The 23,142-nt window shown below is 56.1% G+C and carries 16 protein-coding genes; 7 read left to right on the forward strand and 9 right to left on the reverse strand.

What is annotated here, in order from left to right; genetic code table 11:
* Nucleotide 1: 1 nt before the first annotated feature.
* The 4 genes from ureA to BLR09_RS23980 form a co-directional block, all read right to left on the reverse strand.
* Nucleotides 2–304 (reverse strand): urease subunit gamma, encoded by a 303-nt coding sequence (ureA, locus tag BLR09_RS23965; protein ID WP_093208744.1) that lies wholly within the window; start codon nucleotides 302–304, stop codon nucleotides 2–4.
* 150 nt (nucleotides 305–454) lie between these two features.
* Nucleotides 455–835 carry a hypothetical protein gene (locus BLR09_RS23970; protein WP_093208746.1) on the reverse strand — a complete coding sequence of 127 codons (381 nt, stop codon included), beginning with the start codon at nucleotides 833–835 and terminating at the stop codon, nucleotides 455–457.
* Between the two features lie 310 nt (nucleotides 836–1,145).
* Entirely contained in the window at nucleotides 1,146–1,787 is a 642-nt protein-coding gene (locus BLR09_RS23975; protein ID WP_093208749.1) for an NADPH-dependent F420 reductase, read from the reverse strand.
* 91 nt (nucleotides 1,788–1,878) lie between these two features.
* Nucleotides 1,879–2,454, reverse strand: coding sequence for a Crp/Fnr family transcriptional regulator (locus BLR09_RS23980; RefSeq protein ID WP_093208751.1), 576 nt, complete (start codon nucleotides 2,452–2,454; stop codon nucleotides 1,879–1,881).
* 134 nt (nucleotides 2,455–2,588) lie between these two features.
* Here BLR09_RS23980 and BLR09_RS23985 point away from each other — a divergent pair, with 134 nt between their 5' ends.
* A complete protein-coding gene (locus BLR09_RS23985) occupies nucleotides 2,589–2,963 on the forward strand; it encodes a VOC family protein (protein ID WP_093208754.1) in 375 nt (124 codons plus the stop codon).
* Nucleotides 2,964–2,982: 19 nt separating this feature from the next.
* Here BLR09_RS23985 and BLR09_RS23990 read toward each other — a convergent pair whose 3' ends face one another.
* Entirely contained in the window at nucleotides 2,983–4,467 is a 1,485-nt protein-coding gene (locus BLR09_RS23990) for a capsule assembly Wzi family protein (protein ID WP_093208756.1), read from the reverse strand.
* A 471-nt stretch (nucleotides 4,468–4,938) separates the two neighbouring features.
* Here BLR09_RS23990 and BLR09_RS23995 point away from each other — a divergent pair, with 471 nt between their 5' ends.
* From BLR09_RS23995 to BLR09_RS24015, 5 genes are all read left to right on the forward strand, one after another.
* Nucleotides 4,939–5,526, forward strand: coding sequence for an RNA polymerase sigma factor (locus BLR09_RS23995; RefSeq protein WP_093208759.1), 588 nt, complete (start codon nucleotides 4,939–4,941; stop codon nucleotides 5,524–5,526).
* A 69-nt stretch (nucleotides 5,527–5,595) separates the two neighbouring features.
* Complete coding sequence (locus BLR09_RS24000) at nucleotides 5,596–6,636, forward strand: FecR family protein (protein ID WP_093208762.1); 1,041 nt, start codon at nucleotides 5,596–5,598, stop codon at nucleotides 6,634–6,636.
* Nucleotides 6,637–6,782: 146 nt separating this feature from the next.
* Nucleotides 6,783–10,235, forward strand: a complete 3,453-nt coding sequence (locus BLR09_RS24005) for a TonB-dependent receptor (protein WP_093209029.1) — start codon at nucleotides 6,783–6,785, stop codon at nucleotides 10,233–10,235.
* Nucleotides 10,236–10,237: 2 nt separating this feature from the next.
* Entirely contained in the window at nucleotides 10,238–12,031 is a 1,794-nt protein-coding gene (locus tag BLR09_RS24010) for a RagB/SusD family nutrient uptake outer membrane protein (RefSeq protein WP_093208765.1), read from the forward strand.
* Between the two features lie 52 nt (nucleotides 12,032–12,083).
* Nucleotides 12,084–13,505, forward strand: a complete 1,422-nt coding sequence (locus tag BLR09_RS24015; RefSeq protein ID WP_093208767.1) for an alpha-L-fucosidase — start codon at nucleotides 12,084–12,086, stop codon at nucleotides 13,503–13,505.
* 65 nt (nucleotides 13,506–13,570) lie between these two features.
* Here BLR09_RS24015 and BLR09_RS24020 read toward each other — a convergent pair whose 3' ends face one another.
* From BLR09_RS24020 to BLR09_RS24035, 4 genes are all read right to left on the reverse strand, one after another.
* The gene (locus BLR09_RS24020; protein ID WP_093208770.1) at nucleotides 13,571–15,946 is read right to left on the reverse strand and encodes a TonB-dependent receptor; all 2,376 of its coding nucleotides are present in this window, start codon (nucleotides 15,944–15,946) and stop codon (nucleotides 13,571–13,573) included.
* Between the two features lie 153 nt (nucleotides 15,947–16,099).
* On the reverse strand, nucleotides 16,100–17,605 hold the full coding sequence (locus BLR09_RS24025; RefSeq protein ID WP_093209031.1) for an FAD-dependent monooxygenase: 1,506 nt from the start codon (nucleotides 17,603–17,605) through the stop codon (nucleotides 16,100–16,102).
* 40 nt (nucleotides 17,606–17,645) lie between these two features.
* Nucleotides 17,646–18,458, reverse strand: coding sequence for a helix-turn-helix domain-containing protein (locus BLR09_RS24030; RefSeq protein ID WP_093208772.1), 813 nt, complete (start codon nucleotides 18,456–18,458; stop codon nucleotides 17,646–17,648).
* A gap of 196 nt (nucleotides 18,459–18,654) precedes the next feature.
* Nucleotides 18,655–19,470, reverse strand: a complete 816-nt coding sequence (locus BLR09_RS24035) for a metallophosphoesterase family protein (RefSeq protein ID WP_143011209.1) — start codon at nucleotides 19,468–19,470, stop codon at nucleotides 18,655–18,657.
* Between the two features lie 394 nt (nucleotides 19,471–19,864).
* Between BLR09_RS24035 and BLR09_RS24040 the strand changes: the two genes are divergently transcribed.
* Nucleotides 19,865–23,059 carry a TonB-dependent receptor gene (locus BLR09_RS24040; protein WP_093208777.1) on the forward strand — a complete coding sequence of 1,065 codons (3,195 nt, stop codon included), beginning with the start codon at nucleotides 19,865–19,867 and terminating at the stop codon, nucleotides 23,057–23,059.
* Nucleotides 23,060–23,142: the final 83 nt, after the last annotated feature.

Raw genomic sequence — 23,142 nt, forward strand, 5'->3', positions numbered from 1 at the left:
GCTAGCGAATGGGGTCGTGAACGGTGACAAGTTTGGTTCCGTCAGGGAAGGTGGCCTCCACCTGAATGTCATGGATCATCTCGGGGACGCCTTCCATGACGTCTTCCCGGGTCAGGACGGTGGCTCCGGACTGCATCAGTTCGGCGACCGACCGGCCGTCACGCGCGCCTTCCAGCACATGGCTGCTGATCAGCGCGATGGCCTCCGGGTAGTTGAGTTTTAGGCCCCGGTTGCGACGCTTCTGGGCAAGTTCGCCGGCCGCGTGCAGCATGAGCTTTTCCAGCTCTCTGGGAGTTAAGTGCATAGCAGAAAAAGATTGAGTGGAGGGAAAAATCAGGCAAAGCGATTCCGGGAAAACAACGGCCGGAGGCCGTTATTTCCTGTCAGCAGAGCGCGCGCAACAAGGCGGCGATCCGGTGTGAAACGCCTGTAAAATCAACGGAAACGAAGGAAATCAGCAGGATGCCGAGGAGACCCGGAACGACCGGAACAGAATGTAGAATGGAACACGGGTGACACCGGTCAGGGTGATCGGCCGACCCGGCGATACTTCTTCCGGCCGTCCGGCACGGAGGAACACGACCTGAAAGACAAACGAAGCAAGCGCCGCGTCTGTCAGTAGAAGCTTCTTGCCTGCCTGTGAAGGTTCATTTTCATCGGCAAAGACAAGTTCGGCCAGGGGAGACTCCGGTTCCGGAAGGGCCGGGTCGCGGAAATGAATCGGCGTATCCGGGCGGGCGAGTGTATAGTGCCGTCTTTCCGCTCCTGTCCGGAGTGGTTTTCCGTGTGTCTGCCAGCTGCAGAACGTCAACAGAAAAAGAAGTAAGACGCGCATATACTGCCTGTTAAATCCCTGGAGGAAAGCCGGTCAGAAGCAAATACTTCTTTCCCGACAATCGCCAAAATTAGAGGGCCGGGGGAATAGCCTGTTTTCACAAAACGTGACTATTCTTTCATAAACTGGTATAACTGCTGAGTGATTTGTCTTGGTAAAGTGCAGTTTTTTTGGGTATTAATCGTCAGAAAATGGCCTGGTGCTACCGCTGGGCTGTTTCCGGTGGTAAGTCGGAGACCCGGAAAAAAACAGGGCCGAAGGAACGAACCTCCGGCCCGAACGGCTGTTACACGAGCAGGGAAAGAATGGATCAGGCTGCTGCTTCCGCTTTTGTTACCGTCCTGCCAAGTGCGCCGAATTCATGCAGTTCGCCGAAAACTTCGAGGCGAATCGACTGATCCAGACCGCCAATACGCACAGGATCAAAGCCTGTGTCGCGAAGAAGCTCTTCGATGGCAGGCTCAACGGACCGGTCGTCCGACGCATAAAACAGTACAGCCGGGTCGGGTGTCTGGCCCGAAGCAGCAAGCAGCGTACCCGCCGCCAGTGTGCCGAGCGCCTTGACCAGTTTTGCTCCCGCCGGGAGAAAAGAGGCGTTGTATTCACCCGCTGATTCGTGCGCGCCGATGACTTTCACAAATCCGCCCTTCCCGTCGGGCGCAATGGGATTGGAGGGGTCTACAATGATCTTTCCCCGGAGGTCATCCGCATAGGTTTTCAGGAATCCCGCGATTTCCGAAAATCCGATCGCCGGGATAACGATCTCAGCCGTTTTGACAGCCTCCGCCATCGGGACGGCCCGCGCGAGCGGCCCGGCTTCGGCAGCCAGTTTCTGTGCTTTGGTAATGTCACGGGCGGCGATCGAAACAGGGCGGTTGCCTTTGGTCAGGTTGAGGGCAAGCGCCCGGCCGATATGGCCGGTGCCGATGATCGCAAGGGAAGGAGTAGCCATGGTCGTGTTGTTGTTTTATTGACACGACAAAGGTCCGGACAGGGGCGCGTCGCGACCCATAAACAAGTATAGGAAATACCCTTAAACAAGATTAAGCCGTCGCGAGATCCTTCCGGATTTTACTGAGAAATTCCGGCGTAATACCGAGGTAGGAAGCGATCTGCGTATTGGGCAGGCGGGAAGCCAGTTTGGGGTACTGGTCGAGAAAAGAAAGGTACCGTTCCTGAGCCGTAGAGCTGATGTTCTGAAGCACACGATTTTGCAGCTCCACATACTTATCTTCAATGATAACCTTGAAAATCCGGTCGAGCTTCGAAACATGCGTGTAGAGAAAATACAGGTCCTTCTGTTCGATCTGCAGAACAGCAGCCGGCTCGATGGCTTCGATGAACAACCGGCTGGCTTTGCCGGAGTGGAAACTTCCGATATCAGCAATCCACTCATTCTCAGCCGCAAACTGAAGATTGTGTTCGTTGCCCTTTGCATCTACGCCAAACATGCGGAAACATCCTTCTACCACGAAGGTATAATGCCTGCAGGGAAACCCTTCCTGCAAAAGGGCCTGCCTTCTGCGGATCCGTCGCTCCGTAACCCGTTCGGTGATCAGTTGCCTTTCGGCTTCGGTAAGCGGGAGAAAACGTTCAAAAAAAGGAATAAGAGGAAGCATACCGGCAATAGATTTCCTGCAAAGCTACGCCGCGGGCGCCGACTTTGCGACGGCGCCGGAAATTCCGGCTGCATCAGACAACACCGGCCCTGTTTACGGAGTTTTACGAATGAAACTTCTTCAACGCCTTCTCTATGAGCACGTTTCCCGAATTCCGCACCATGAGCGTCCAGCTGGTAGTTCCGGACCTGGAGCGCTCGATTGATTTTTATACCGGCCTGCTGGGTTTTGCGGTGGAGTTCCGGTACGAGGATTTTTACGCCGGATTGTACCGGGACGGGCACTCCATTCACCTGAAATCCGGTACTCCGACGCCGGAAGAGCGGCTCAACCGACGGGAAAATGAACACCTCGATTTGCTTTTTTCGGTCCGGAATATTGAACATACCTACGAACGCTGGCTGAACGATCCGGCCGCCGAGATCATCGTACCGCTCCGGTCGATGCCGTACGGAAAGGAATTTTACATCGCGGACGCTGACGGATACGTGCTTGGTTTTCTGGAATGAGAAAGGTGAATTCGCCCGGCTACCAGTTTCCGGACTTCCGCAGCGCGAGAAAAGCACCGAGTGCATTTTCATACAACTGACCGTTGTCATACGCTACCGCTCCGGAAAATTCCGCCCCGCCCCAAAACGGAAGCCGGATACCCATCCGCAGGAGGCCGGAAAACTGACGCCTCGGGCTGTCGGAAAAGGGGGAATTATAGGTCCCGTAGTTTTCCGAAAAAGAACCGCGTAGCTCCCAGGTAGTGCGGCGGCGGTAGCGGCCGCTCACCGTGAGCGATGCTACCTGAACGCGGTTGTTGGGAAAGCCCCGGACATGCGACGGGTTTTGGAGCTCATCGTCGGGTTGAATGAACGGCGTACCGATGGCCTTCCCGTTATACGTCCAGCCGTCCTGGTACTGGCTGTGGTTGAAGTAGTTATCGTTTCCGCGCTTGAGCGGGTCGTTGATATCGAAGGTCGGGCCACCCTGGTTGGTCGTACTCAGCCATTCCAGGTTAACCCGCAACAGATGCAGGTTCGATGCCTGCTGAATTTTGTTGAGATACCGGATACCATTAAGCCCGTCCGTGACATTAATCAGGTAAAACAACGACCCGTCTTCATACATGCTTTGCCGGTACACGAAGACATTGAAATCGCAGTGATTCCATTCTGCCCCTAGGTCCAGCGTACCCAGGTGATTGCCAATCCGGTTTACGTCGATCGAAATAAAGTCGTCTGCGGGGTATCCGGCATATCCATAGTGTACCTGCATACTCTTCGCCAGAACGACTCCGTTCCAGTAGGCAAACCAGGAGCCGTTGAACCTGCCGTGTTTGGAGAGAATACCGGGATCGTCCTTCAGAAAATCAGAATAGCCTCCCCATTGGGCAAAATGATTCAGACCGGCGTACAGGCGGACCGGCCACGTTTCCTTTCCCAGCCGGAAGTACAACCCCTTGGAATGCAGGTAGACATTTTGCGCAAAACCGTCTTTGGGATTTCCGAACCAGCCATGCGCATACCAGGCCCTGAATGCCAGCCATTTGCCGATGAAAGGTACCGGCGCGAAGCCGCGCGTACCGATCTGGACCTGCGGAATAGGCAGTGCGTTGCCCGACCAGGCCAGCGAGCGCATGCCGGTCAGCGTATCCGACAGCCCGTAGTATTCCCGTCTTCTGCCGGCATATAGTTCCCATTTTTTGAATTGCAGACCGAGGTATCCCTGGACGAGAACGCCCTTTGTTCCGGGATTTTGTGTTTGAAGTACTCCTTCGGCGCCAGCTGTCAGGGCCCACCGATCCGGATGCCGTGAGAGGGGCAGCCGGTATGTGCCGCCTGCTGAAAACAGGCCGGACTGCGGCGCAAGCGGGACGGTACCGAACTGGTTGGCACGGAGGTAAAAAGGCGTCCTGCTTCCGGTAGACAGGGCGGTGGTACCCAGCTCGGCAAACCAGGTTCCGGCTCGTTTCTGAGCATTCGCCTGAAGGAAAAGCAGTAACAATAGTCCGGGTAGATATTTCATAGAAACAATAAGGTAGTGTTTCCGTGGTATTCCGCGGAAGGAGGGAAGGAGGGTTGATCCGGAGAAAGAACGGGTGCCTGACTGGCAGGTACCCGTTGACGGCCTATGTCTTACAGCCGGCGATAGAATAGCGCTTCATGGGTACTTTTTCGTTGGGGTGAAACAGCCGGGCGGTCCGGACCGGCGGCTAAGGTACACGCCCGGATCGGCGGATTTTTCCGTTTAATCTACTTCTAATGCAGGTTTAATTCAGGACTAATGCATTGCAGCCGAAGCCGGATGTGCGGCCGCCCCGATTAACCCGGTCTTTTGAAAACTCCGGGTAGGAAGCGTCCGTTTTCGTCTTTTTCCTACCACAACGAAACCTGTCTTATCCGTTAGTCAGGCAAATAATCTGCCACTCATTTCGACGGTGTTCGTTGATTGTTTTCTATTTTTGTCTCTACACGATAGAAAATTTGCCTCATCAACTTGCTGAAACCGTTACTCACCGATGAAGTACTGTGGCACCGCCTGCGCGACGGAGACGAGGAAGCATTTACGTTGCTTTTCGAACGGTATTACGGCAGAATGGTGGCATACGGGCGTTCACTGACGATAAGCCTGCCCGTCGCCGATTGCGTTCAGGAGGTATTTGCCGACCTCTGGCTTTACCGGCATACGCTGAGCGAAACAGGCAGTATTCCGGCGTATCTCCTCGCCAGTACCCGCAAGCGCCTGGCACGTCTGTACGAGCGCGATCGTGTCTTTCGCCGGGCTTCGCCGCTGGATGGGCTGGAGTTTTCCCTTCCGTTTACTATTCAGGAACAGTTGATTACGGACGAAGAAACCGGCGAGGCCGTCCGCCAGCTCAACCGGTTGCTAAATGCCCTGCCGGCGCGCCAGCGGGAGGCGCTGTACCTTCGGTATCACCACGGTCTTCCGGTAGCGGAGATTGCGACCATGCTGCAGATCAATTACCAATCGGCCGTCAATCTCCTGCACCGCGCGGTTTCGCAGCTCCGGAGCGCCTGGGTTGGAGACCTGCCGCTGCTGCTCGCCTTTTTCTCGCTTTCCTGAATAATTTTTTCCCGGGACTGAGTATGGTTTTCCGGGGCCGACCTCTCCCCGTCTGAAACCCTTTTTCAGATGGAAGACTACGAAAAAGCCGAAGATTTTCTTGACGACGAATCGTTCCGGAAATGGATTCTGGAGGGCGACGACCGTGCCGGCTGGTCGGCCTGGCTACGGGACAATCCGGAGCGGGAGCCTGCTGTCCGGGAGGCCCGGCACTGGCTGCTCGCGACGGGAGTACCCGCAGGCGAGGCGCCTGATACCGGTGAAGCGCTCCGGGCTACCTGGCAGAAGATTCAGGAAGGGGAAAATACGCTCCGGCCTCGTCGTTTTCTGACGCCGGTACGCATCGCTGCCTCCGTGGCCGTTGTGGCGCTGGTAGCCGTTGTCTTCTACATGATCCGTCCGTCAGCGCCTTCCGGAACGCCGCGTGCGGTCGCGCCGGGTGAAACGATTGTGCAGGCGATGGATAAGCCACGGCTCGTAGCGCTGCCCGATGGCAGCTCCGTCCTCCTTCAACCCAACAGTTCGCTGACGTATGCTCCGGCGTTTGCTTCGCGGCAGGTCCGCCTGAAAGGGGAGGCTTTCTTCGAGATCCGGAAAGACGCCGCACATCCGTTTCTGGTATTTGCCAATGAAACGGTCACGCGGGTAGTGGGCACGAGTTTCCGGGTGATTGCCTGGGAGCATCGCCCGGATGTAGAGGTGGTAGTGCATACCGGAAAGGTGAAGGTCTATTCCCGGAAATCCTTTGAAGAAAAAGGCGAAGCCGGCATCGCCCTCAGCCCGAATGAAGCCGTGCGGGTATCGACCGGCCAATTCGAGAAACTAACCCGCAAGCCGGAACCAACCAGTGCCGCCGTCGCCAAAGTAGAAGAAACCAGTTTTGAGTTTACTGATACGCCTGTCAGTCGGATTTTCCAGACGCTCGAACAGGCCTATCCCATCCGGATTACGTTCCCGGAAAGCGTGTTGAAAGACTGCTATCTCTCGACATCGCTGACGGACGAGCCGCTGCCGGAGAAACTCAAGATTGTCTGCGAAAGCCTCGGCAATAATACCCGGTTTGAGATAAAAGGAGACCAGATTACCATTTACTCCACCGGCTGTAACTGATTCCTCCCCACAAAAAAGCGCCGGGATGCTGCTACATGCCGACGCTCCTGAAAATCCCTGTTGACGAATGGTCTGCCCTCTGCCAAGGGCCAGGGATTGTTTTTGCCTATACCGTGAAAGTATGTACTCAAAAACAAGTCAAAACTATGAAAAAAACCTTGACCACCAAACGATTACTCTACCAGATCGTGCAAAAGTCAATCCTGCAGTTTATCCTCGCAATCATCTGTTCGGGCATGGCGCTGGCGGTCCCCGTGTCGGGACAGAATCTCCTCGACAAGCGGGTGAACGTGCAGTTCACGGACCTCGCGCCGGAGCAGGCGCTGCATCGGCTGGAGGAGTCGGCCGGGGTTCGCTTTTCCTATAATTCACGCCTGCTCGACCCGTCCCGCCGGCTGACGCTTACCGCTCGGGAAGAACCCCTGCATCAGGTACTGGACCGGCTGCTGAAACCTTTTCATATCCGCTATGTACAGGTCAGCAACCGCATTGTATTGAAGCGTGCGGAGGAAGCAGAGGTACCGGTTGTGCCGGAATGGCCGGTGGATCGTACCCTGACCGGCTCGGTGAAAGATGACAAAGGGGAGCCTCTTCCGGGCGCGACCGTGCTCGTCAAAGGGACCGACCGGGGTACCACAACCGATGACAAGGGCCGCTTTGCGCTTTCCATTCCGGAGCGATCGGTTACGCTCGTGGTCAGCTATGTGGGCTTCACGTCTCAGGAACAGGTAGTTGGCGCGAAAACAACGCTCGATATCGTGCTGCTCTCAGACCTGAAAATGATGGGAGAAGTGGTTGTAGTCGGGTTCGGGACGCAGAAGAAAGTCAACCTCACGGGCGCGGTCAGCCAGATCTCTTCCGACCGCCTCGAAAACCGGCCCGTGGCCAATATGGGCCAGGCGTTGCAGGGCGTGATTCCGAACCTGAACGTCTCCATTGCCAACGGCAGCCCGAATACCACGCCGAGTATTAACGTACGCGGGGGGACGTCGTTCGCTAAAAATTCCAGCGGAAACATGGAGTTTTTGTCCGGAAGTCCGCTGATTCTGGTGGACGGGATCGAAATGGATATCAACCAGCTGAATCCGGAAGATGTCGAGAGTATTTCGGTGCTGAAAGACGCGGCGTCAGCGGCTATTTACGGCGCGCGGGCGGCCTATGGGGTTATGCTGGTCACGACGAAAAAGGGAAAGAAATCCGAGCGTACCCGTATTTCCTACAGCAATTCCTTCCAGCAGAGTCAACCATCTTCCGTCCCGCATCTGCTGGATGCCTATACCATTCAGAATGCCGCAATCAATGCCCTCAAGCTGGAAAACAAAACGCCCACGAGCGACGCCCTGCTGAAGCTTGACAAAATCGGCGCGTACATGGCTAACCCGTCGACCGAACAACCCTACTACATGGACGCAGGCGGAAACATCATCTGGGTTGGGAATACCGACGTATACGGACTGGCCGTGCGGCGTTTTTCACCCATGCAGAAGCACAACCTGAACCTTTCCGGCGGCAGCGGAAAGACCTCCTACTACGGTTCGCTGGGGTATCAGACACAGGACGGCTTATATAAAATCAACACCGACACCTACAAGCGGTACAATACGATGCTGAACGTGACGTCGGAGGTATCCGACTGGTTTTCAGTGGAGTTGCGTTCGCAGTATAACTTCAGCCAGTATACCGAACCCGTTAATCCGGGCGGAAAAGGAGGGTGGTGGACGGCCATGGCCCAGGAACCCGGCCGGAACATCAACATGCCGGTAAAGACGCCGGCCAATAGCCCGGTGGGGGTGATGTATACCGATAACATCCTGTCGTTCATGGACTACGGGTCGATGAACCGGGAAAAGAAAGAGACCATCGTACTGGGTGCTTCGCCGGTGATTACCCCGCTGAAAGGCTGGCGGATCCGGAGTGACCTGTCGTTCAAATCGTACAACTACGACCGTAAACAGATAGTGCCGGAACTCAAACGCATTGATACCCGCTGGGATTCTCCGACCACTACGCATACCTCGCCGAGCTATATCCAGCGCTGGAAAACGCACGCTAACCAGTATACGATCAACGCCTATTCCGACTATACACGGACGATCGGCAAACATGAACTCTACGGGCTGGTCGGCTTTAACCAGGAATGGTATGTATCAGACTACCTCGGCGGCCGGGGAGAGAATATCCTGTCGTCGAGTATTCCCGTCATCTCCCAGACACTTGGCAATGAATATGCCTATGATTCGGAAGAACACTGGGCTATCCGCGGCGGCTTTTACCGGTTTACCTATAATTACGGAGGAAAGTACCTGTTCGAATCGAATGGCCGGTATGACGGTACTTCCCGCTTCCCGTCGGCGAGCCGGTTCAAGTTTTTCTCCTCCTTTTCCGGCGCCTGGCATGTGACCAACGAACGTTTCGCTGCTCCGATTACGCCGTATGTCAACGACCTGAAGCTCAGGGCTTCCTATGGTAGTCTGGGCAATCAGAACGTCGCCAATTACATCTATATTCCCTCCTACAGTACCATCACGCAGGTACAGCAACTGTTCAATGGCGTTCGTCCGGTAGGTATCACGCCTCCCGGGCTCGTGGATCCGGCCCTGACGTGGGAGACGGCGTCGACCGTAGATTTCGGCGCGGACATGACGCTGTTCAAGCGACTGGAGCTGTCGTTCGACTGGTACCGCCGCACCACCTCCGACATTCTCGTGGACGGAGACAAGTACCCGGCGGTGATCGGTACCAGCGCGCCGACCAAAAACTCCGGCCAGATGAAGACGACCGGCTGGGAATTTTCGTCGAAGTGGAGAGACCGCCTCGAAAACGGCCTGAGCTATGACGTTCTTTTCACACTGTCGGATTATCAATCCTCGATCCGCCGGTTCGACGGTAACCCCAACTATCTCCTCAGTACCCTGTATGCCGGTCAGCGCATGGGCGAAATATGGGGGTATCGGACCGCGGGGATCTTCCGGACAGATGATGAAATCAAGGCGGCGCCGAGCCAGTCCCTCCTGAGCACCGGCGTATGGTACCCCGGCGACGTGAGGTATGTTGATGCCAACGGAGACGGCAAAATCGGTCCGGGAGCGAGTACGCTGGCAGACCCGGGCGACCGCCGCATCATCGGCAACAACACACCGCGCTTTCAGTTTGGATTGAATACCAATGTTTCGTTCAGGGGTTTTGACCTCAACCTGTTCTTTCAGGGTGTCGGCAAGCGGGACTTCTGGATCGGAAGTAACCTGTACTGGGGCGCGATTGCCGGGGGAACCGGTACCTGGGACGTCTACAACAACTCCTGGACGCCGGAACGGACGGATGCCTTTTTTCCGGCCTACAAGGCCAAATCGGCCAATATCGTCACGCAGACAAAATACCTCGTCAATGCTGCCTATATCCGCCTGAAAAACGTGACGCTGGGATACTCCCTGCCGAAGAAGCTGCTGAAACCCCTTCACCTCGACAAAGTCCGGGTATATGGCTCTACCTACAACATCTGGGAGTATGCCAAAACCCCAAAAATGTTTGATCCTGAGGTGCTTTCGTTCGACTATCCCATGATCCGTTCCCTTGCTTTTGGACTTCAGGTTTCTTTCTAACGATGAAAAAGATACAACTACTCCTCCTCTCTTTTGTGGCCGGTTTGTGCTGGAGTTGCAACGACGACTTCATGGACCGCTACCCCCTCGATCAGATCAACGACGAGACGTTCTGGAAGTCGGAACAGGACCTGGAACTGTACTGTAACAACTTTTATGCAACCTACATCACCGGTTTCGGGTACTCCTGGGGTGACGGTACGCTGAGTCCGTGGGGATATAACGACGCCGCGATTGCTTACGGAGATGTCATCTCGGACAACGCCGCACCGAATACCTACTCGAAAGTCGCCGCCAACGAATACAACGGCCATATTACCGGCGGCAGCGGCAGCGGCGGCTGGAACTGGGCCAGTATGCGGCGGCTGAACTACTTCCTCGAAAACTACCAGCGTGCGGCCGTAACGCCCGCCGCCCGCAATGTGTATGCCGGAGAAATCCTGTTTTTCAAAGCGTGGGATTATTTCGAGAAAGTGAAGCTCTTCGGGGATGTACCCTGGCTGGACCATACCCTGCAAACCAATTCGCCCGAGTTACAGGCGCCACGGACGGCCCGGGCCGTGGTCATGGATTCGGTAGTAGCCCTGCTCGACCGCTCCATCGCCTGGCTGCCGGAAAAAGGGGCGGAGAAAACGGACCGGCTGAACAGGGACGTCGCCCGGCACCTCAAAATACGCGTCTGTCTCTTCGAAGGCACGTACCGCAAGTACCACAAAGAGCTGAATCTGGACGGAAAGAAATTCCTGCGCCAGGCCGCCACCGACGCCGAAGTACTCATGGGCAAAAGCTATCGCCTGTATGCCAATGCCGCACCGGCGAAAGACTATAACGATCTCTTCGCTCAATATTCCTACCGGAATAACCCGGAGATTATTCTCTGGAAAGAGTACTCTGCCGCGCAAAACCTCGGCGTGGCCTTCAGCAGGTACTATGCCCAGAACCTCCGGCACCAGCACGGGGCTACGCGCTCGCTGGTAGATGAGTACCTGTGTACGGACGGAAAACCCATTTCCTCCAGTCCGCTGTTTCTGGGAAAGGATTCGATCCAGCGGGAGTTTGTCAACCGCGATCCGCGCCTGCGGCAGACGATCTGTAATTTCGGGGAGTATGCGCTTGCGGTAGGGGTGAAACAGGGCGCCAACAACGCGCCATTGCCGAATATTCCGGGCCTGAGCGGAAACAAGTGCCCCACAGGCTACCGCGTGGCGAAGTGGTTTTTCAACGATCCGGTCGACTGGGACCGCACCACCAATGGCATGCAGGGTTGCCCGCTGTTCCGCTATGCCGAGGTGTTGCTGTCGTATGCCGAGGCGAAGTACGAGCTGGGAGAATGCACGCAGGATGTCCTCGACAAAACCGTCAACGCGGTCCGCAAGCGGGTAAATATGCCGGCACTGGTGCTGGGGAGTATCCCGGCCGACCCGGCTCTCGATGCCCGGTATGCCGCTTACACAGCCTATGTTCCAGACCCGCTGCTGCGGGAAATCCGCCGGGAGCGCCGCATCGAATTTGCGTTTGAGAACTTTCGCTGGGACGATCTCATGCGGTGGAAAGCGGGCCGTTTCCTGGAAGTTCCGGTGGAAGGCATCCGGTTTGTGCAGAGCCAGTTTCCGAAGGTTGTACCGGGAAAAGACGTTTTCCTGAGCAAGGAGGGCTACATACAGCCCTATTTCCAGACGCTGCCGAACGGCCGCAAGTTTGACGAATCCAAGCAATACCTCTTCCCGATTCCGCTCGAAGACCTGGTTCTCAACAAGAACCTCGTTCAGAACCCGGTATGGGAATCGGTGAAGTAATCACCTGATCTCCCGCAGCTACCCCTGCGGGAGATCGTTTTTTAAACCTGTTATGACATTATTCCGGAAAATCCTGATCCTGATTTTAGCAGGGAGCATCCTGCCCGCTTCGGCGCAGGTTGCGAAGCGCTCCTCTGTTACCCTTCAGCACGGCGCCCATCGCCTGGGCCGGCGTACTGACCCCGCGATGGCCCGTTGGCGGGCATATGGCCTCGGTCAGTTTCTGCATTGGGGCGTGTATGCCATCCCCGGCGGCCACTGGAAAGGCAAGTATTACGCCGGCGCAGCCGAGTGGATCCGTTCCTGGCCCGAAATGCCGAAAGAGGAGTATGACAATCTTTACAAACAGTTCAACCCGACCGGCTTTGACGCACGGGCCTGGGCACGGCAGGCAAAGGAAATGGGCGCCCGATACGTCATCATCACGACGAAACATCACGACGGATTCTGCCTCTGGCCAAGCAAATACACCTCGTATACCGTCGCCCATTCTCCGTACCAAAAAGACGTTATCGGTGCGCTGACCGACGCCTACAAAGCCGAAGGCATAGACGTATACCTGTATTTCTCGATCATCGACTGGAACCACCCCGGGTACAGGGCGAGCCTGAATACCCCGGCCGACCGGCAGGCATACGAAGGTTTCAAAACATTCACCCGAAACCAATTGCTGGAGTTACTGGAACGATACCCGGCCTGCAAGGGACTTTGGTTTGACGGAACCTGGGACAAAGCCTGGGTAGAGCAGGCTGCCTTCGCCGATTCCCTTGAAACCGAACTGCGCAGCAAAATACCGGGGCTGGTGATTGGCAGCCGCTTTCGTGCGGATGAAAACGGCAAGCGGCATTTCGACTCAAACGGCGACCTCATCGGCGACTACGAGCAGGGCTGGGAGCGGAAAATTCCGGACAACATCCAGCAGCTCAACGGAAACGACTGGGATTGCGTCATGACCATCCCTGAAAACCAGTGGGGGTACCATTCCGACTGGAAGGGCCACGTCAAAACCAGCACCGAGCTGCTTGAGATGATGGTGAAATGTAATGCGATGGAGGGGAACTTCGTCCTCAACTTCGGCCCCGACGGCAACGGAAAAATCCGGGAAGAAGAAACCCGCCTCGCCCGCGAAATCGGCGATTGGATGAAGACCAACAGCGAAGCCGTGTACAACTGCGGCTATGCCGGACTGGAAAAGCAGGATTGGGGCTATTTCACCAGAAACAGGCAAACCGGTAAGATTTACCTGACGATTTTCAACCGGCCCGTCAATGGGAAAGTACGCGTCAGACTACCCGCCGGCCGGCAGCTCCGTACGGTACGGGAGCTGAAAGGCGCTACCCTGAAAACCGAGGAAATCCGGAAGCAGGAGTACTTCATCGAACTCAAAATACCCGCCGGGAATATACCGCAGGTGCTGGAAATGGAGCTTTCGGAAGGCAGCTCTTCGGGGAAGGAGGAGGAGGCGAAGACGTAGACGGCATGGGGCAAAGGGCATGGGGCAAAGGGTATCGAACCACCCTCTGCCCTCTGCCCTTTGCTCTAAAACCGAAGCGTCAAACTACCCAGAAACGCCGCCGGCGCCTGCGGCGTCAGGCGGACCGACCAGGCCTTCTCGCTGGTCAGGTTATCGACCTTGAAGCCGATGCGGTACTTCGGCTGGTCATAGAAAACCGTTGCATCGAGCATCGTATACGCCGGAATAATCACCTTGGCTGTTTTGGTATTGGTCTGGTAAGACGAACTACCCGAATTACCGCCGAAACCTGCTCCCAGGCCCTTCCATTTGCCCACCGGCACCCGGTAGCTGACCCAGAAGTTGAACATGCGCGCCGGTCCGGATAGCGCAGGGCGCAGGGTATTGACCGACTCATCTGCCTTCGTGTATTTGCTGTCGTTATACGCAAAACCGGCAACCAGATTCAGTCCGGAAAAAGGATTGGCTGTGACGTCTGCTTCCACGCCTTTGCTTTGCTGGGTACCGTCCTGAAGGGAGTAGTTGGCATCGGTTGGGTCGGTGCGCAGTACGTTGGCTACCTGAATGTCGTAATAGCTGACAGAGCCGGTCAGCTTATGCCGGAAGGCATCCGCTTTCACGCCGAATTCCAGTTGGTTGGCATGTTCGGGTTTGAACTGGTTGCCGAGTTTGTCAGAGCCGCTCCGGTTGAAAAAGCCGTTAAGGTAGTTTCCGAAGAGCGACACACGGTCTTTCACCACTTCATACACCAGGCCCAGCTTATGGGAGAGGGCCGTCTGGCCGTAAGGCCCCGACTGTGCGCCTGAAGTACCCAAACCGCCGGAAGTAGTACCCGTCGTGACATTGTATACGCCGTCGTACTGGTAGCGGTCGAGCCGGAGGCTGACCATGGCGAGCAGGCGATCCGTCACATTGATCACGTCCGAAAAATAAGCCGCATAGCTGTGGTCCCGGGAGTTTTCTTTTCGTAAAGTACCGGTACTGGTCAGGGAATCTACCTTGAAGCGCGTGACGCGGTAGTTGGCCGGCGGACGAACGAAGCTGATCGTCTGGGTATTAACCGTCACCCGGTCAAAATCATTGAAGTTGTTGTAATAATCCAGCCCCAATACCACCCGGTTCCGATGACTACCGATGTGGAAATCTCCGATAAAATTCTGTTGAATCTGCGTGGCAATAAAGGAGGTATACCCTGAAATAACCTGAGGCCGCAGCGTCGAATCCGTTCGTCCGTTGAGGGCCGTGATATAGCCGTTGATGGTAGACCGCGCCCGGGATACAATGGTCTGTGAGGTCCATTTTTCCGAAATCCGGTAGTTGAGCTGCGCGAATATGTTCATCATCTGGGTCTGGTACGGCAGATCGTTTCCGAGGAACGTCTTGTTATACGGGAAGCGCATGTCGGCGATCGACTGGATCTTATTACTGCCGGTATAGGGGTTAAAGCGCACGACGGACGTTCCTTTCGCCTGGCCGAACTCTACGTCCAGCCATAGCGACAGGCGATCCGTGATTTGGTATGAAAAGCTTGGCGCGAGGCTTACGCTGTTCGTAAATCCCTGATCCTGAAAGCTTCTTTCGAAGCTCGTCGCGCCGTTGAACCGGAAGAGAGCGGTTTTGTCGGCGTTGACCGGCGTGTTGACGTCGGCCGTCAGCCGGTTGAAATTCCAGCTTCCCCCGAAAAACGATACTTCTCCGCCAAAACCATTGTATGGTTTCTTTGTGACGCGGTTATAGAGGCCACCGTAACTGCTTGAAACAGAGGTTCCAAACAACGTTGCGGAAGGGCCCTTGATGGCTTCGATGCGTTCGAGGTTAGCCGGATCGATACTGGAAAAAGCGGCCCCAGCGACACCGTTGCGGGCATTGGGTTCGGTTTCAAAACCCCGGGATCGGAAGGTTACCCGCCCCTGATTAGCCAGCATCGGAATACCGGCGCCGGGTACGTTTTTCGAAATATTTCCCAGGCTTACTGCCATTTGCTCCTGAAATAATTCTTTCGGAACGGAGGAATAGACCTGTGGATTTTCCAGGTTTTTAAGCGGAAGACGGGCGATGTAAATGCTTTCTTTCTGGGAAAAGCGGTTGGTATTGCCGGTAACGGTCACTTCCTGCAACCCCCGGATATTTTCCTGCGGAAACCGGTAGTCAGCCGTAGAAAGCTGACCGGCGGCGACGGTTACCGTCAGGTCCGCCTGCGGAGCGCCCAGTTGCCGGATGCGGACTACATAGGTACCAGGAGCCAGGCCCGCCAGCTGATACCGCCCGCCGGCGTCTGTCAGCGTTCCGCGGTGCAGAGCGGGTAACGATACGGATACAGACTCCAGCGGCTCGCCGCTTACCGAGGTGACCTGGCCGGCAATGATGCCGGTCGACTGGGAATACCCCGTCGTCAGTCCGATTACCCAACTCAAAATCAGGAAATAAATAGAAGTTCTCATGCTGGAAAAGACGGGACCAACGGAAGGAACGTCCTTCCGTTGGTCCGTTTCGGCATGAAATTTATTAAGACTGATTCAAAATAAGATTATTGTCACGGGAGATTTATAGAAGAGAAGGGATAAGTGCTGTTTAAGCGGGCGGGATACCCTTTGCTATTCCCGGACGGCGATTTCCAGCTCCTGCCAGTCAACGGTATCGTTGGTCGCCCAGGCAACAATTCCGTCGGGACGGAGCAGGAGAGCGCTGAGGTCGGAGGGGGCTGCTGGTCGAAGGCGGCGGTATAGGATATGGCTGTATCGTTCGCCGAAGAACGTTTCCAGAGATGTATTGGCTTCAAAATCAAGCAGTAAGCCCTGTCCCTGGCGCAGGTGTTCTGCCAGTGTCGTGCCGTCATCAAAGGTGAAATGCGGGGCGCTGCGACCGGTCAGCGAGTGGCTGCCCGGCAGGGGATAGTGGTTGAAAATACCCCATACCCGGCCTGCGACATACGTAGCGCCATCCCGGGTACCGATCATATCGCGGAAAACGTCGAGCAGGGCACGGCCGGTCGGATCGGGCTTCATGGCGGCTACCTGCGCGCGCGACCAGGCGAGTACCTGCTCGCCAACGGGGTGACGCTCAGCCTGGTAGCTATCCAGCAGTGTTTCCGGTGCTCCACGCCGGATCAGCGCCGCCAGCTTCCAGCCCAGGTTCAGGGCATCGCCCAGGCCGAGGTTCAGCCCCTGCCCGCCAAGCGGGGAATGGATATGTGCGGCGTCGCCGGCGAGGAGTACGCGGCCGTTTCGATAGGCGGTTGCCTGCCGTGCCCGGTCGGTCCAGGATGTAGCGACATGCACCGCCGTCAGGGTTACATCGGTACCCGAAATGCGCCTGAGTACCTTTTGGATGTGAGCGAGTGTAAGCGGCTCGCCGGAGTGGTGAAAAGCACCTCCGTCGAAGTCCTGAATGGCGAAATACCCCGGACGCGATTGCAGGTACAGGCCCGTCGCCGTATGGTTCCGGCCGGGGCGGAGTTTTTGAGGATCAGCGACATCCACCTGTACCGAGTACCCCGTAAACTCCGGATCGGTACCGGCAAAGTCAAAGCCGCCGAGCTTGCGGACGGCGCTCCGGGCGCCGTCGCAACCGATAAGCCACTGCCCCTGAACCGATTCGGGACCGGCTTGAACGATGACACCCGATTCGGTTTGCCGGAGGCCGGTTAAGGCGAGGCCGCGCCGGATGGTAACGCCCAGCGCTTCCGCGCGGCGGGTCAGTACGGTTTCGAGTTCTTCCATTTCCGCCAGAAGATGGGTAGGGGCAGAGCCGGGGAGGCGGTAGGGCCACTGGGTGGTATCGAGCTGGTCGTCGTAAAACGGAATGCCGGCAAAATGGCCGGTCTGTCGCCGGGAGCTATTGCCGGAGGGCATATGCGGGTCGGTAAGACGTTTCGGAATTTCCAGTTCTTCGAGAAGGCCGCGCCGGTCCAGCGCTTCGACAGACGGCGCCGACAGCCCGCGGAGACCAAAGGGAAGCCGTTTGATCGGGGAAGCCGGATTTTCAGTCTTTTCCAGGATAAGGACAGAACAATGGGCCAGTGCCAGTTCGCAGGCCAGAAAGAGGCCGACGGGTCCGCCGCCGGCGATGATGATTTCGTAAGAAGAATGTGGTGTGTTCATCGCGTTGGATTGAAGCACAAAATTCTCCCGTACGAGCTCGTCAGGCTTGTACAAACGCGACAAAATCACCTGCCAGCGCCTCTTTTCTCTTCTTCGCTTTTCGGGCGAAAGCGGCGGGAGTAGTTCCGGAGTAGCGCTTGAATTCCCGGCTGAGGTGAGACTGGTCGGTATACCCGATCTCAGCCGCCAGGCCGGCGATGCTGGCCTCCGGATGAAGCCACAGGTGATTCCTGACCTGTTCAAAGCGCATGACCGCCGAGACATCCTTGACCGTGTGGCCGGACGATTGCTTGAAATTTCGCTCGAGGGTGCGGACTGTCGCATGAGCCGCGGCTGCCACCTGTCCGACGGGAAGGGTGCCATTGGCTTTCCGCATGGCTTCTCCGGCCTTGAACAACATGCTGTCTACGCCGATTTGAGACCGGGTAATCAGGAAATATTGTTGTACAAGGGTGATGGCCTCGTCGATCTGCCCGGCGCGGACGAGTCTTTCCAGCGCGGGATGAAGCCGGGCTACCGGGTGTTCGAATACCCGGATCCCTTTTCCGGAGGGAAGTTCCAGCAGGTCAAAGACCGTCCACGGGAAACACCGGATGCCGATGATTTCCTGACAGCCTTTGGCATAGAAGACGGCCGGCTGGTTGAGCAGTCCCATCAGAAAGGGAGAGGGCAGGGGCCGCAATGTACCGTCTTCCATCCGGCTGCAATCCCCGCCGAAATGGAAGATGATTTCGGCATATCCATCCGGCAATACCTCAAAAGCCGCAGGCTGTTCTCCATACTCCTGCCGGTCATACCAAAAGCAGCGAATGGTATCGCGCAGGGCTTCGGGAGGTTGGAATTCGAGGTGCATGGGGAGTTTGGTTCGGTTTTCAGTTTACGGTTTTCAGTTTTCGGTTTTCAGTTTAGGGTTTAGAGTTTGAAGTTTAGAGTTTGGGGTTGGATGGGGTAGTTGCAGGGGCAGGTAACCCCGCCCCTGCAACTACCCCATCCAACCCCAAACTGAAAACAGTAAACTGAAAACAGTAAACCGAACTCTCTCCGCCGCCTCAAAACCTCATCTCATTCACCTTCTTTTTATTCACAAAGTCATACTGATAGGTATAGGCGTCGGTATCGTATTCGACGACGCGGAAGCCGCGGTAGGGGGTTCCCCAGCTGCTGCCGAAATGGGCGTCGAAGAGCAGGGCCGTTTTACCGGACAGAACGCCGAGGTCCAGCGTATGATCGTGGCCGTGAAAAACAGCGCGTATCGTCGGAAAATCGGCAATGACCTGCTGAATATCCTGGCACGGTGTCGTTCCGGTCAGGTCCCGCAGGTAGGGAATATGCATGAAAAGGAACAGCGGTACGCCGGGCCGGGCAGCCAATACCTGCTGTTTCAGCCAGGCGGTATCGCCGCAAAGGTAGTTTCCCCACTGATCGGAGGTATCGAGCAGAATCAGCGTCGCCTCGTCCCGCGCAACTACATGGTTGGTATCGTATCCCCAGAGTTTTTTCCAGACATCGTTCGTGACCCGGTCGTGGTTGCCGCGTGTAACGTAGTAAGGAACCGGAAGGGTATCGAGGTAGGCTTTCGCTTTGGGTAGCTGATCGGTATTGTCGCCGTGTACCAGGTCGCCGTTGACGACCACAAACCGCAGCGGCGACTCGGCGTGCTTTTCCTTGACGGCCGAAATGAGATCCGTAAAGTACTGATCAGAAGGCGTATTGACTTCGCCAAGGTGGCCGTCAGACGCCACCAGAAAACGGAAAGACGTGTCGGGTTTCGGGGTGGGGTCGCCACCACCGGAGGGCTTGCAGGCCGAGGCGATGGCCAGGCCGCCCAGGATGTTCAGCGCCTCGCGGCGTGACAGAACCTTCATTACAATCGGGGTGAAAAATGGAATAATGGCCTGAAAGTAGCGGGTATCCTGCACGAAACCAGCAACCGGCCGGAATTCTAATCGGGGTTTAATACGCCCGAGAATCGCCGGGAGCCCTTTTCGCGAACTTCACAATTTGATAACAGACGAAAAGAGGTACGCCGGCCTGCTCCGGTTATACCTTTGTGCTGTGATTCGTCGCGGCTACGACGTGATCCCTTCCCGACTGCACTACTACTCTCCGCGAAAGCGACCCTGAAACACGACTGCCGACGAGCGACCTCGTTGCCCGATGGTCTGTTTCTCCCCTTGACGCTATGCTGTTTCCGTTACCTGCCACCGGCTGTTTCCAGCGCGGACAGGGAGGTATTTGTCTCACATTTCCCCCAAAAAAATGAAATTTCGGTTACTCCTTCTTTTCTTTTTCGCCTTTCAATGGGCGCAGGCGCAGGTCACGACGTCCAGCCTCAGCGGTACCGTTCAGGATGTAAAAGGCGAAGTCATTCCGGGCGCGACGGTGCTTGCCGTCCACCAGCCTACCGGTACGCGTTACGGCGTGTTGACCGCTACCAACGGCCGCTTTCTGATCGCCAATGCCCTTCCCGGTGGTCCTTACGTACTGACGACGAGCTTTGTCGGCATGAAAACCGATACCCGCTCTGATCTGCAACTGACGCTGGGCGAGGATCTTACGTTGAAAATCGTCTTGAGTGAACAGGCAGTTTTGCTTGAAAACGTCGTCGTCCGCGGAAACAGGGATACCAAACCTGCCGCCGGTGTCAACGTCAGCGAAGCGACCATCCGGACAATGCCAACCCTCTCGCGGAGCATCACGGATATGACGCGTCTGACGCCTCAGAGCAGCAATAACTCCTTTGCCGGGACAAATTTCCGGTACAACAACGTTACGATCGACGGGACGATCAACAACGATGCGATCGGATTCAGTCCGTCGCTCGGCGGCCAGACCGGCTCCTCCGGCATGCCCGGCAGCAGTACCCGGAACAACCCCATCAGCCTTGACGCCATTCAGGATATTCAGGTGTATATCGCGCCGTTTGACGTGAAAATCGGCAACTTTCTCGGCGGATCTGTCAACGCCGTGACCCGCAGCGGTACCAACGACGTCGCCGGTTCGGTCTATGCGTTCGGGCGGAATGCCACGTTCGTGGGCAGCTACAACCCCGTTTCCGACTCCAAAGCGAAGCTGCAGAATACCTTTCACGATTACCAGACGGGCTTCCGCCTCGGGCTTCCGCTCGTGAAAAACAAGCTGTTCTGGTTTACAAACGAAGAAATCACCAACCGGCAGGAACCGGTTCAGTTTCAGGCCGGTACGAAAGGTTCGCTGATCGGGGATGCTGCTGTAGCTCAGCAGATTTCGGATTTTCTGAAGACGAACTACAACTTCGACGCCGGCTCGTTCGGTGACTATAAGATCTACTCGAAAAGCACGAAGTTCTTCAACCGCATCGACTGGAATATCAACGACAAACACCAGTTTACCCTCCGGAACAACACCGTTCTCTCAGAGGCGACGAACCTGGAGCGCGACGCCGCCAATTTCCGTTTCGGGAGCATCGATTTCAAGCAAACCAACGTCCAGAGCAGTACCGTCGCCGAGCTGAAAAGCCGGTTTTCGAACCGCGTGTCTAATAGCCTGATCCTCGGCTACACCGCGATTCATGACTACCGCGACCCGCTTTCGAATAATTCCGCGTTCCCGCAGACCGAAATTGCCTACAACGGCGGGACGATTCTCCTCGGCAACGACCGGGAAGCTACGGTCTTCAACCTGCGTCAGAAAACCTTCGAAATCACCGATAACCTGACCTGGTTCAAAGGCCGCCATACCTTCACCGCCGGAACGCACAACGAGTTGTACAGCATTCAGTACGGATTTGTCAATTCCTGGAACGGGCGGGTGTCGTATAACAGCCTCGACGATTTCTACAACAAGCTCCCGAACCGGGTACGGGGATCCTATGCATTCAACGATAGTCAGAACAACAGGGATTACCTCTTCAACAACCCCTATGCGCATTTCAATGCGAACCTGCTGAGCCTGTACTTCCAGGACGAAATCCGGGTGACGGACCGGTTGAAGGTAACCCCCGGCCTCCGCTTCGACTATACCGGCTTACCGACAAAACCGCTACTGAATCCGCAGGTAAATGCCACGCCGACGAACGCCAATTACGGCACGACATTCACCTTTACCCCGTTCAACCAGTTGTCCAATCAGTTTTTCGGGAAGGTACAGACCTCGCCGCGGCTTGGGTTTGTATACGACGTTAACGGAGACAAAAGTCTGACAATCAGAGGCGGAAGCGGCGTATTTACCGGTCGCATACCCTTTGCCTGGCTGGGCTATGCCTTTTACAACGACGGCGTGGGATTCGGCGCATACGATTACAACAATATCGCCACTACGGCGCCTGCCCAGCGGCCCGTCGGCGACCCGCTCACCGGCGCCCCCGCCTACAACGCCCAGAACCTGAAGACGAAATCTACCCAGGTGGACCTCGTCGACAACAACTTCAAAATGCCGCAGATGTGGCGTTCGAACCTGGCTGTCGACTACATCGTGAACGGCTATAAGTTTACGGTAGAAGGACTGTATACCAAGGTCATCCACGACCTGAAATTCCAGCAGGTCAACATGAAAGATACCGTCCGGTACTACTCGTATGACGCCGGCCACCAGCAGCCGATTTACGTAGGCGGCAGCGGCGCGTCGGGTGCGCAGAAGGTAAACGGCTCGTTTTCCAACGCCTACCTGCTGTCGAATACTTCGAAAGGCTACCGATACAGCCTGACGTTCCAGGTACAGAAAACCTATGAAACCGGCTTCGGTTTCTCCGCGGCGTATACCTACGGCAAGTCCTACGATATCTCAAACGGTATCCGGAACTCGATGGAATCGAACTGGCAGCTCAACCAGTCGCTGACGCCCAACGACCCCAAACTGGCCTATTCCAACTTCGATATCCGTCACCGCATCGTCGGAACGCTCAACTACCGCCTGGGATGGAGCAAAACCAACGCGACGACGTTCACGCTCTTCTATTCCCTGCAATCAGGCGCGCCGTTCAGCTGGGGATACATCAATTCGAACATCGCCGGAACGCCCCAGGCAGCCGGTCTGGCCTATATACCGAAAGACCTGACCGAGGCCAAAGCCCTGTTGCCGACAGGTTCACAGGCCGAAGATTTCATGGCTTTCGTCGGACGTACCCCGTATCTCAACGGCCGCAAAGGCACTTTCACGGAGCGGAACGGCGACCGGACGCCCTGGAATAACACCGCCGATCTCCGTATTCTCCACGAAATCAGACTCGGTGGCCGCCGCAGCCTGCAACTGAGCTGGGATATTGTGAACGTCCTCAACCTGGTCGACAAGAAGCTGGGATGGGTATACTTCTCTCCCAATACGTTTAATTCTACCGCATCCGTCGGGCTGAAACGCACCAACAACCCGGGTACCGGCGATCCGGTATTTACCTGGGCACAGCCGACGACACCTTACTCGATCGATCCGCTGGCGTCCCGCTGGCAGATGCAGTTCGGGGCGCGCTTCTCCTTTTAATGTTCTATTGGTGTTGCAGAAAAGCCGGAGACGTTGTTTCCGGCTTTTCTTTTTGGGGGAAAGAGACCGTTCCGAAGAATTTC

Source organism: Siphonobacter aquaeclarae (assembly GCF_900103285.1).
In the GTDB taxonomy this organism is placed as follows: domain Bacteria; phylum Bacteroidota; class Bacteroidia; order Cytophagales; family Spirosomataceae; genus Siphonobacter; species Siphonobacter aquaeclarae.

Excerpts from the sequence above, each read along its gene's own strand:
- BLR09_RS24020 (WP_093208770.1), bottom strand. The coding sequence starts at position 15,946 with ATGAGAACTTCTATTTATTTCCTGATTTTGAGTTGGGTAATCGGACTG.
- BLR09_RS24010 (WP_093208765.1), top strand. The coding sequence starts at position 10,238 with ATGAAAAAGATACAACTACTCCTCCTCTCTTTTGTGGCCGGTTTGTGC.
- BLR09_RS24000 (WP_093208762.1), top strand. The coding sequence starts at position 5,596 with ATGGAAGACTACGAAAAAGCCGAAGATTTTCTTGACGACGAATCGTTC.
- BLR09_RS23980 (WP_093208751.1), bottom strand. The coding sequence starts at position 2,454 with ATGCTTCCTCTTATTCCTTTTTTTGAACGTTTTCTCCCGCTTACCGAA.
- BLR09_RS24025 (WP_093209031.1), bottom strand. The coding sequence starts at position 17,605 with ATGAACACACCACATTCTTCTTACGAAATCATCATCGCCGGCGGCGGA.
- ureA (WP_093208744.1), bottom strand. The coding sequence starts at position 304 with ATGCACTTAACTCCCAGAGAGCTGGAAAAGCTCATGCTGCACGCGGCC.
- BLR09_RS24035 (WP_143011209.1), bottom strand. The coding sequence starts at position 19,470 with ATGAAGGTTCTGTCACGCCGCGAGGCGCTGAACATCCTGGGCGGCCTG.
- BLR09_RS23990 (WP_093208756.1), bottom strand. The coding sequence starts at position 4,467 with ATGAAATATCTACCCGGACTATTGTTACTGCTTTTCCTTCAGGCGAAT.
- BLR09_RS24015 (WP_093208767.1), top strand. The coding sequence starts at position 12,084 with ATGACATTATTCCGGAAAATCCTGATCCTGATTTTAGCAGGGAGCATC.
- BLR09_RS24040 (WP_093208777.1), top strand. The coding sequence starts at position 19,865 with ATGAAATTTCGGTTACTCCTTCTTTTCTTTTTCGCCTTTCAATGGGCG.
- BLR09_RS23970 (WP_093208746.1), bottom strand. The coding sequence starts at position 835 with ATGCGCGTCTTACTTCTTTTTCTGTTGACGTTCTGCAGCTGGCAGACA.
- BLR09_RS24030 (WP_093208772.1), bottom strand. The coding sequence starts at position 18,458 with ATGCACCTCGAATTCCAACCTCCCGAAGCCCTGCGCGATACCATTCGC.
- BLR09_RS23975 (WP_093208749.1), bottom strand. The coding sequence starts at position 1,787 with ATGGCTACTCCTTCCCTTGCGATCATCGGCACCGGCCATATCGGCCGG.
- BLR09_RS23985 (WP_093208754.1), top strand. The coding sequence starts at position 2,589 with ATGAGCACGTTTCCCGAATTCCGCACCATGAGCGTCCAGCTGGTAGTT.
- BLR09_RS24005 (WP_093209029.1), top strand. The coding sequence starts at position 6,783 with ATGAAAAAAACCTTGACCACCAAACGATTACTCTACCAGATCGTGCAA.